Raw genomic sequence first — 10,413 nt, forward strand, 5'->3', positions numbered from 1 at the left:
TTTACACCGGCGGTTTGACCACGACAATCACCCGGCACTCCTTTAAAAAGATGTGGCGCTCGGTCTCCCTGTCCAGGGTTTTGGCGTCTGCCATGCTCATCACAATGGCGCCGGTTTTGTCCCCGGTTTTTCTTAATGCCTTCACCACCAGCGGATTTGAACCGGTTCTGGCAGACGCAAGGGCCTGGCCCATGTCGCACAGATAGCTGCAGACCCCGTTTTGAACGGCAAATTCCCGACTTATAAAAACAGATGAATAGATTTCCCTGCCCTGTTCACTGACAATGGTGGGATAAAGTAGGGGCTCAAAATTTAACGTTCTTGCATCCACGATCAGTCCGGTATATGGCTTGGCACCGACAACGGCTGAAAGCGTCTTTTTAACCGGTTCAGCCGAGCCCTGCTTCAGTTCGCTGATCTTGGGGATCTGCCGGATGTGATCCGGAAGCACCAGTTGAAGAAACCGACCATAGAATGTGGCCTCCACCCAAACGTCCACATCCAGGGCAGATGTATACAGTTGACGGCAAACCCGGGCATCCTGGGCAACCTTCTCAATCCCGGCAAGAATGGCATCATGGGTTGATGCGTATTCCCCAACCGTGAGATCCCCTGAAATTTTGATCTGCTTGAGAATGGCAATCAGGTTCCGGGTGGCACAAGCTCTGGCAGACCCAGGCATGCCCACAGCCTTGCCTTCGGCATTGATTTCGGGGGAGGCATGGCCTGTGGCCGTGAAAAGGCCAGTTGTCCAGTCTATGTGCCCGTTTTCAAGGGATTGAAGACAATTGGGCAAGGCTTTTGCCGTAAACATTGTCATGCCCAAAACAAAGATCCCTAAAATAAGGATTTGATGGGATTTCATCCGTTAAGCGCCCTGGCCTGATGGGGAGACTTTCTGGAAAAGGAAGCAAGAAAATGGTGTTCAAGGAAATCAGCAAGCGAGTTTATATCCTCTAACCCAAAACAGTTTTTTTTCCCGGGCCGGATATCCGTATCTGTCACAAAAGCAACAAGATTAGGGTCTTCAAGACACAAAGGGGCTTCATGGGGGCTATTTTTCCTGAACACCTCAATTTTGGGAAGAGACAATGTCTTGAATCCTTCAGCAAGAATAAGGTCCGTATCACCCAGATAGTGAAAAAATTTCTCTTCGTCCGGACGGGTATCCTCTTTTACCAGGGCCACCTTTGTATCCGTCACAATAAGTGAGGCAACAGCACCGGCATTTTTATGCCGCCAGCTGTCCTTTCCCTTTTTGTCAAAATTTAAATTATGATGGGTATGTTTCACAGATCCCACATGAAACCCGCGTGAGCTCAGCTCTCTGATCAGCTTTTCCATCAAAGTGGTTTTCCCGGAGTTGGATTTGCCGACAATTAAAACAACCCGAGGCGTTTTTTTACTGTTCATATACACAGCCTTGAATGTTTTTTATTCTTGAACCATGGATTAAATAGGGCTAAGGTATAAAATGCACATGTAAAAAAGTCAAGAAAAGGAGGATATTATGGATTTATCTTATATTTGCGTTAATCATAATTGCTCGTTCCCGGGGGCAAATCCCTTTGAAGTGACATTCAAATCAGAATCCATCATGGATGAAAATAATGTTGCAAGCCTGTTTTGCCCTTTTTGTGGAAATGAACTCATGCTGGTACGGGTTCCGGATGTATTCCCGGAAAATTTACCAAAGGACAACACAATATAGCACAGCTGAATCAAAACGAATGTGTTTCGGCTCGGCCTGAAAACCTATGAAGTTTCGGTTAAAAATATACTCTGCAATTTTTATTGTCTTGCTTTCAATCGGCATCAGCGGGTTCATGCTCTTTGAGAATATGTCATTGATCAATGCCATATATTTTTCAATTGTAACTATGGCGACTGTGGGCTATGGCGATATCCATCCGAAAACTGAAATCGGTAAAATTCTGACCATCATCATCATCATTGGGGGGGTCGGGACGTTTCTAAGTATAGTTGCCAGTATTACAGACGTATTTGTCAACCGTCGTGAAGAAAAAATTCGGCAAGAAAAAGTCAATATGGTGTTGGGATTGTTTTTCAGTGAAATGGGGAACGACCTTTTAAAACATTTTGTCCAATTTGATCATGAAGTAGACGGGTTATACAAAAATCTCAAAATTTCAACAGAATGGGAAAATGAAGAGTTCAACAACGCATATCAGCTTTTAAAAAAACATCGGGTTTCGATCAATTCGCATAAAGGAGACCTGGCGGCTTTATTGACATGTATGCAAAGCCGGGCAGATTTGCTTTTAAGATTAATTGAAAATCCGACGATTCAGGAACACGAGCATTTTACGGAATTGCTTCGTGCAATATTCCATCTGCGGGACGAACTCTCACACCGCAACAATTTATCTGAATTATTGGACTCTGACCGTAAACACCTTGAAGGGGATATCTCAAGGGTCTATAATTTGTTGATATTTGAATGGCTGCGTTATCTTCGTTATATCAAAAAAAATTATGGCTATCTTTTTTCTTTGGCAATTCGTACCAATCCTTTTGACCCGGAGGCAACGATTGCCGTAAAAAACTAAAATCATAACCAGTATTTCACAGGCCCGGATCGAGAAAAAATGCAGAAAGCTACTCAAAAATCCGGATGAGCCTCACCCCATCCAGCCGAAGTCCGGCATTAAGGATCCGGATTCTAAGATGCGCCTGTTCTTTGATCAGTGCCTCAATTTCTTTAGCCGAAATTCCGGGGTTAATTTTTGAAAGGGTTACCAGACGGTCCTTTTCCCGGGTCAACACGTTCTCCATTTCAGCCGCACCTTCAAGCCGATGAATCTGTGCTGTTTTTTCGGCCAGGTTCTGACTTTTCTCCAGCATCTCCGGAAGAATTTCTCCAACCAGTTGCGGCAGCGCCAAAAACCAGCCCGGGTCATCCGACATAAGAGACGATTCCCAGTTGGCAGGCAGATCATCCGAAGCCAGCGGTCTTCCGTGATGGTCAACCACAACACGAATCGGCACAGTGGCAAGAAAGCTGTCGGCCAACGATCCGTCCCCGTCAGGAAGATCCAGAAGGAAAAGCGTTTCAAGAACCAGCCCCTGCCGGCCTGTTCCGGAAAGCCTGGCCACGGCAGACTCTCCTTCGCCCTGGGTAATAAAATACTCCATCACCTGACGGACAAAGGGGTGATCCCAGGTTAAAAAATCAAGATCGTCACGGGCAATGGCTGTGGCCCTGTCAAAGGTGACAAATTTGCCGCCACCGCTCAGTGTGGGGAAATTTTCATCGGTCATTCGATCCGGTATAAAAGAGACCACCGAATTGCCCGAAACCTCGGTGATCCGATCGGTTTCAATGCCGTAAACATCCAACAGATCCTCCATTAAATTATGAAGGTCGTGGGATTTTTCCGTTTGTTGAATCATTTGAATTAATGCATGGGCAGATTCCGGTTTAAACGAATTTAACTCAAGAAGAATATGACGGCCCTGGTTCAGCGTTCGGGTGATCTGCGTGACAAAGGCTGCAGTATCACGAATCAAGCGCGTCATTTTCTGTTCAATTTCAGAATCGATCACGCCAACCGGCTGTTTATCCGCCTGCGCCATCAATTGAACCACACGGGATTTAAACCGGTTAAATACGGCGTGCAACCCGTTGACGTTCTCTTTAAAAAGGCCGATTCCCTGATCATACCACAGGGCTAAAATCTCATGGGCGGTGTTGCGGATATACGGTACATGGATGACAATTTTTTCTTTTTGGCCGATGCGGTCCAGCCGACCAATGCGCTGCTCTAAACGTTCCGGGTTTACGGGAAGATCATAAAGAAACAGATGATGGACAAACTGAAAATTTCTTCCTTCACTGCCGATTTCAGAACAGACCAGCAATCTTGCCCCTTCAGGGTCGGCAAACCAGGCAGCCTGGCGGTCCCTGGCCAGCAGGTCCATGCTTTCGTCGAACCGGGCCGCATCCACACGGATATGCGCTTCAAGTCCCTGGAGCACCGCCGCTACGATCTGCCTTGAACGGCAAATCACCAAAATTTTCTCAGGCTTTAACCTACGGCATAGTTGGGCAAGACAGGCGACTTTGGGATCACCGGCTGGATCATCTTCCAAACGAGACCTCCCCTCAAGGGGAATCAGGCTCACCTCTCGTTCAGGAAAGCCTTTTATGGAACGGCGTCTGTTTCTGAAAATTACCCTGCCGGGTCCAAAAGCGTCCAGGAGCGACGCTGCAGACTCTCCCCGGTCCAATTTTTCCCTGACTTGTTGTGCCACGGCTTTATGCCCTTCCAACTCCGCCACAAAAGCTGAAAAATCATGATAACGGCACGGATCTAAAAGTTTTAACTGAGCGAAATGGTTTTCAAGCCCCATCTGCTCCGGCGTTGCCGTAAGAAGCATCATCCCCCGGGTCTCAGTATCCAGACCGGCCATAAATTGATAAAGGGGGGAATCCTCTGCCATATGGTGGGCTTCATCCATAACCACCATATCCCACCCCGCGCTGATCAACGCCTTTTTCACATGGTCCGAGTCACTGATAAAGGATTCGGCACAGATCCCCTGCTGATCCAAAAGAAAAGGATTCATGTCCGGCTCAGCCGCGGCAGCTTCGGTTAAATAGGCTTGATCAAAAATGCGAAAAATCAAGCTGAATTTTCGATACAATTCAATAAACCACTGGTGAACCAAGGCATCGGGAACAATAATCAGCACCCTTGAAATTTGAAACGTGACCAGAAGGCGGTGAAGAATCAAACCCGCCTCAATCGTCTTGCCAAGGCCTGTTTCATCCGAGAGCAGAACCCGTGGAAAATACCGGCTGGAGACCTCACCGGCAATATAGAACTGATGGGGGATCAAATCCACCTGACCGCCTAAAAATCCCCTGGCCGGTGATTTCTGATACGCCCCTTGCGCCGATCGGATACGATATCTTAGATCAAATTTCCCGGATGTTCCGGAAAGCCCGGAAAGAAGCTTTGAAAAGGGCATGTCCACGGATAAAACCGATGACAATTCATGCTCAAAAAGCCTTTTTTCCCCTTGAAAATAAGTGAGAATCCCAGCCGTTTCCTCCACTTTTTCCACGGTTATCCGTGTTCCGTCTTCTCCGCTGATCCGGTCTCCCGGCTGGAACCGTATTCTTTTGATGGGCGCTGCCGCCCTGCTGTATTTCCTTGAACAGTCCGAACCGGGAAAAAGCAGGGTCAGGGTTCTTGCGTCAAAAGAGAAAAGAATTCCCAACCCCAATTCAGGCTCGGTTTTAGAAACCCATCGTTGCCCTTTAAAAAGACTGCCTGTCCTAGACACTTCGCTCATGCCGCGGTCAACTCACCCATGATAATTGTGTAAAAAGTAGGTCTTATGCCATTCCCGCATGGGGAAGTCAAGCACTGTCCGGGGTGTTGAGCAGAATGTGCTGTTTGAATTTATGATTTACTTAAAAAGGGGCTCACGATGAAGGGTCTTTCAAGCATTTTTTCATACAGGCTGATATAGCTTTCGGCACAGCGGCTGTGGTTGAATTCCGTGACGGACTCAATCATGATCCGCCGGATCTGGACTTCCCTTTCATCGGGATTAAGGGCAAAAAAGTCCATGGCCCGATCCACAGCCCAGTTCAGTCCCTGGGCATCATATACGGTGAAAATAAAACCGTTGCCGCTGGAATTTTCCAGGTCAAGGGGCCTTACCGTGTCATGGAGGCCGCCGGTGTCAAATACAATGGGCAGGGTGCCGTAAATGGCGCCGATGATCTGGGGAAGGCCGCAGGGTTCAAAGGAAGAGGGCATGAAAACAAAATCACTTCCGGCAAATGCCTGGTGGGAGAGTTGTTCATCAAAACTCAAAACGCCTATTCGATGGCTTAAATCATGGAATCCGGCAATATCTTTGAAGTGTTTATAATATTCCCCGTCTGCCACGGAGACGATCTGGATCCCGGTATCCCAGTAGCGTTCTATGGTCTCGTACATGATATGGGCCAGCAGCTGGCATCCTTTTTGGACCGGGTCCAGACGGGAAGGCCAGAAAAACAAAGGCGCATCCGGATTTTGTTCAAGGCCGACGGTTTTCTGGAGAAAGGCCTTGTTTTTCTGTTTCATCCCGCGGTGATTTTTCGGCCCGTAATTAAACCGGATCATTTCATCCACTGCCGGGTTGAATTCCGGTTCCGGCGCATTCAAAATACCCGTGGCACAGCCGGCCTTCCATTTGTGGGTCAATTCGGCCTGAAGCCCGGGTTCCACAAAAAGATGGCGGTTTTCAACGATCTCCTGCAAAAACGCAGGACTGACCGTATTGACATAATGGGCTGAAAACACGCCTGAGCAAAGAAAATCCACCCGGTTGGATTCCCGGCTTTCCTCATAACTTTCAGGCATCCGTTTAAAATAAAGCCATTGCCAGAAGGAAGCAGCATCAATCCCCCGGTCCTCTATCTCGGCCAGGGTGGAGGTCATGGTGTGGATATTGTGAATGGAAAACAGGCAGGGAATGCCATACTGCCTTGCCATGGCCGGGATCAGGCCTGTCATCCAGTCGTTGCAGTGGATAATGTCGGGTTTTACCCTGGGGATGATATTATTGATCACCTCCCGCTGAAATGCCAGGGATACCTTTAAATTTGTCTTATAACTAGCGGAATATACTTTTTCTTTATAAAGAAACGCCCGGTCCGCGGCAAAATGAATCCGCTCCTCATTCAGGCATTGCCTGATTTTTTCCACCTCCCGGTCATGCTTTTCGGTGGAATAATCATGATAGATGGAACGGTAATCAGGTATGGCTACATGGACATCGCTGTTCAGATCGAACAGGGCACTGATCAGAGCCGCTGATACATCGGCCAGGCCGCCGGCCTTGGCCGAATAGCCTGCGCAGGATCCCATTTCTTCCGGCAGATAAGTCACCTCCGGGGTGACAATAAGAATTCTTGGTCTATTAGGCATGAGGACCTTCCTTCCACTGTCTTTTTTATAAGTAAGAAATACTTCAATTGTTGCATCTTCTGTGCCTGCAGAAGACCAGCCATCCTATCCCCTGGTACATCAGGCATGGGCAATTATACGCCTCTTGAAATCGGTTCAAAATTTTTTAAATCTTTGTCAACTAACTTTCCAGAATGTAAAAGAATCAGACATCCCCCCNNTTTTTTTTTGGTATTTTCACAACCTGGAGGATGGACAAAAACAAACCTTGCTGATATGAAAACCTATTTGATTGACAACCTCACAGAGAAACAGGGTATGATGAACAAAAGCAGTATTGAGGAGCGCGACGAGCGCCTCATAAAAAAATTCCGAAACATTGTCGAGGAAAAGGAGCAACTCCGGGCGCAGTTCAAGCAGCAGGTCCCTCACAGACGCTCATGGTACCTCTTGGCGCCGGCAGGATTCATCTTGGCGGCAGGCATCATATTCATGGTCTACCACACGATTCCCGAACGCACGCTGACAGACCCCTCATCCACCCCGGAAAAATTTGAGACCGCCTCCCAAAAAAAGTCAATGCCCATGGCTCAACACCCATTAACTGATGTTGAAAAACCCGATCTGCCCAATGAAAAGCCGGTCCAGGCACTCTTGTCTGAAACGGTGCCTGTTTTACCGGCAGAAGAGGAGCCGCCGCATTCCGACGTTGTACAGACTGAAATTCTACAGACCTCGGAAAAGGCAGCACCTGTGGAGACACTTCCAGAGATCGTCAGCACCACCGATGTGACCATCGAGGAACTGGTTATCTGCCGCAGCATCAAAAACAGGCAATATATATCTCCGGAGAACCGTTTTTCCATGGAAAACGGTGCAAAACCAGTGGTCTGGATATGGATGAACGTCCTGACCGACAAGCCCCCCCAAGACCTGAGCCACATCTATTACCTAAACGGCGAGAGGTTCTGCCGAATCATTCTCCCGGTCCTCTACCCCAGGACCCGAACCTGGAGTAAAGTGAGATTGAACAAACCCGAACATGCCGGATCATGGCGTGTGGACGTTGTCAACAATAGCGGGCAGGTAATCGCAAGAACCGATTTCACCGTTGGAAGCTGACGGATTCTTTCATTCCTTGATACCCTCCCCACTTCTGCGATAAACCAGGGCATGCAAACTTGGTATCGATACACGCTCTTGTGCTCGAACGAGACCTTCTACAGCCGAAAAGGATATACATATCAAGTTCCACTTTTTATGAGTTTGATGCCAATAATTAATAATAATCGGAGGGTTTAAATGCCACATTGGGGCATTTGGATATTGATGTTGTTGTCTCAATGAAAATTTGAAATGATCTATATCCGCAATACGTGTGTTATTGAATGCTGCTTTAAAATAAGCTTAGGCGAGGATAAATAGACATAGTCTACTCTAAGCTCCAATTGCCGCCACTAGAAAAGCTAAGAACGAGCTGCGCTTTTAGTGATCTAATGGAAGCTTCTTTTCGGCGCTTCTGAGCGCTAAACTAAAGTGTAGCTATTACACCCACACCCGTACCGATACCTATACACATCAGTACGAATCCAGACACTCCGAACCAGTAACGTCTATTTATAGCTCTTTTCATAGCAACCTCTATCTCATCAGGAAGCTCAATTGATACGATACTTTTGGTCGGTAGGTAACCTGCCACAAAGGAGGTTGCAGAAAAAACGAATAAAACCACCGGTACAAACCAAAAAGACCCAGCAATGACTGAGAGTAAATGGTCCTTCAGTATGAATAATTTTAATAATCCTATATATGTAGGGATAGCCGCCAGAGTAATGCTTATCATTGACTTGCAGAATTCTCGACCGGTTTCTACAGATTCTATCAATAAGCGTTTGCCTGCCTCTACAATTGCATTTGTGTGGGGTGTCAATGGCTGAGCGTCTTCCACTTTTATTTTACCTGCCATGTCTCTTAGCTATTCCTTCACCGAAACGTCGTTGATTTTATTCTCGTCCCCTTCTTCTATTGTGACTATCGCCTGGAATAGCTCATTTTTTTTTGGACAAATAAAAGTCCTCTTGAATCGTTTTACTGTTGATTCAGATTGACTGGGCGTTGATACTATAATACCATAAACAACACATGATTGATTTACAGTGATGCTGTATTCGTGTATTTCTTTACAAATTGGGCACTTGAGTTCAATTTTCTCAGTTGTCTCAGACATCATCTTCCCCTTTGTTTTACGTCTAATGCTTAGGTAATCTGCCACATTAGCGTAGCGATCAGGATTGATCTTCATGTTAGGCCAAAAAATGTATCGAATTACCACTTTATTCGAGAGGCAAAAGGAAAGATCTGCCTCTTTCATTTGTTCAAGGCCCTTCTTTCAGCTTTTCTTGGATCTCATGTATTAACTTTTCAGAGCGCTCAGCAACACCTTTTGTATGGTTTCCATGCTTCAGAGCCTCACGCATAGCAGATTCAGCATACAAAAGAGCCTCTTCTAATCGGCCCTGTTCTGGATATCTATATAAATCTATAGCCACATTATATCTTGTCATAGCCGCATTATTATAATCCTCTGATTGCTCAAAACATTGGATTGATTCTTGATAATAAGGAAGGGCTTCATCCAATTGGCCAAGGTTTCCATAAATACATCCGATACCATTATAGGCAATACCCAAATCATGTACAGGTAATGGATGACCTATATGAGGCAAAGTTTTAAGCAATTCAAGCACTTCCTCATATTTTTTTAAAGCCTTATTTGCAAGATTAAGCACTTTCTCTTCAGATTTATTCATCCTAAGAACATCCATGAATTTACGTGAATAAACATTGGCTATGCTGTTGAGAGCGTGTGCTTGTACCAACATGTCAATATTTTCTGTTAAATTCAAACTCTTCTCATACCAATATATTGCCTGATCAAGATCGTATAAGCTTGGGATTTGAAAATATACATTACCAATACTGATAGCAATGGTAGATTGAGCATTTTGATCGTTTATATGCTCGTACATACAAAGAGCTTCTTGATAAAAATCCATGCAAGATGCATTATTTCTATCAGCCAATAAAGATCCATATTTTTCGAGTGCCACGCCTAATGATCGGATAGTGTTGCGCTGAGTATAACTTATAGAATCCACAGGAAGTTCTATGAGCTTAGACACTTTTTTCCGTTGTTCTTCTATCACTAAATTTTGAAATTGCATTGCCTCATCAAGATTATTCTCAACGTTTAGAGATAGTTCAGTTTTATAGGAAATCAAATCAGATATAAAATTTTGAATTGCAGTAGGAAAGTCTTTTTTTGACAAAAAATCTTTGCAGAAGTAGAGTACTTCTTCCAGTAAGTGTAACCAATCAGTCAATGCCGTTGACTTAAGAAATCCTTTTTCAATTCAATCGTAACATGCTAATATGTAAGTCAATTTTATTATAAAGGCATCAACAAAAAAAGGAGTGAAAA

General features: G+C 45.5%; 9 protein-coding genes. 3 read left to right on the forward strand and 6 right to left on the reverse strand.

All coding sequences use genetic code 11. The features are described 5' to 3' along the window. Position 1: 1 nt before the first annotated feature. Positions 2-865 carry a hypothetical protein gene (locus B3D59_RS03565; RefSeq protein ID WP_286817734.1) on the reverse strand — a complete coding sequence of 288 codons (864 nt, stop codon included), beginning with the start codon at positions 863-865 and terminating at the stop codon, positions 2-4. Beyond that, entirely contained in the window at positions 862-1,413 is a 552-nt protein-coding gene (mobB, locus tag B3D59_RS03570) for a molybdopterin-guanine dinucleotide biosynthesis protein B (protein ID WP_286817735.1), read from the reverse strand. The genes B3D59_RS03565 and mobB overlap by 4 nt, the downstream gene beginning before the upstream one ends. Before the next feature lie 97 nt (positions 1,414-1,510). Between mobB and B3D59_RS03575 the strand changes: the two genes are divergently transcribed. Together B3D59_RS03575 and B3D59_RS03580 are read left to right on the forward strand one after the other, a co-directional pair. Continuing rightward, positions 1,511-1,711, forward strand: coding sequence for a hypothetical protein (locus B3D59_RS03575; RefSeq protein ID WP_286817737.1), 201 nt, complete (start codon positions 1,511-1,513; stop codon positions 1,709-1,711). Between the two features lie 46 nt (positions 1,712-1,757). Further along, a complete protein-coding gene (locus B3D59_RS03580; RefSeq protein ID WP_286817738.1) occupies positions 1,758-2,570 on the forward strand; it encodes a potassium channel family protein in 813 nt (270 codons plus the stop codon). A 49-nt stretch (positions 2,571-2,619) separates the two neighbouring features. Here B3D59_RS03580 and B3D59_RS03585 read toward each other — a convergent pair whose 3' ends face one another. Both B3D59_RS03585 and B3D59_RS03590 read right to left on the reverse strand, forming a co-directional pair. Then, positions 2,620-5,322, reverse strand: coding sequence for an SNF2-related protein (locus B3D59_RS03585; protein ID WP_286817740.1), 2,703 nt, complete (start codon positions 5,320-5,322; stop codon positions 2,620-2,622). Positions 5,323-5,432: 110 nt separating this feature from the next. Then, positions 5,433-6,953, reverse strand: coding sequence for a glycogen synthase (locus B3D59_RS03590; RefSeq protein WP_286817742.1), 1,521 nt, complete (start codon positions 6,951-6,953; stop codon positions 5,433-5,435). Positions 6,954-7,208: 255 nt separating this feature from the next. Here B3D59_RS03590 and B3D59_RS03595 point away from each other — a divergent pair, with 255 nt between their 5' ends. After that, positions 7,209-8,054: a DUF2914 domain-containing protein gene (locus tag B3D59_RS03595; RefSeq protein WP_286817743.1), complete on the forward strand. Its 846-nt coding sequence runs from the start codon at positions 7,209-7,211 to the stop codon at positions 8,052-8,054. A 409-nt stretch (positions 8,055-8,463) separates the two neighbouring features. Here the strand turns inward: B3D59_RS03595 and B3D59_RS03600 are convergent, their stop codons facing one another. Further along, positions 8,464-8,898, reverse strand: a complete 435-nt coding sequence (locus B3D59_RS03600; protein WP_286817744.1) for a hypothetical protein — start codon at positions 8,896-8,898, stop codon at positions 8,464-8,466. A gap of 409 nt (positions 8,899-9,307) precedes the next feature. Next, complete coding sequence (locus B3D59_RS03605) at positions 9,308-10,261, reverse strand: tetratricopeptide repeat protein (RefSeq protein ID WP_286817746.1); 954 nt, start codon at positions 10,259-10,261, stop codon at positions 9,308-9,310. Between the last annotated feature and the right edge of the window lie 152 nt (positions 10,262-10,413).

The sequence above is a fragment of the Desulfobacter sp. UBA2225 genome (assembly GCF_002348205.1).
GTDB lineage: Bacteria > Desulfobacterota > Desulfobacteria > Desulfobacterales > Desulfobacteraceae > Desulfobacter > Desulfobacter postgatei.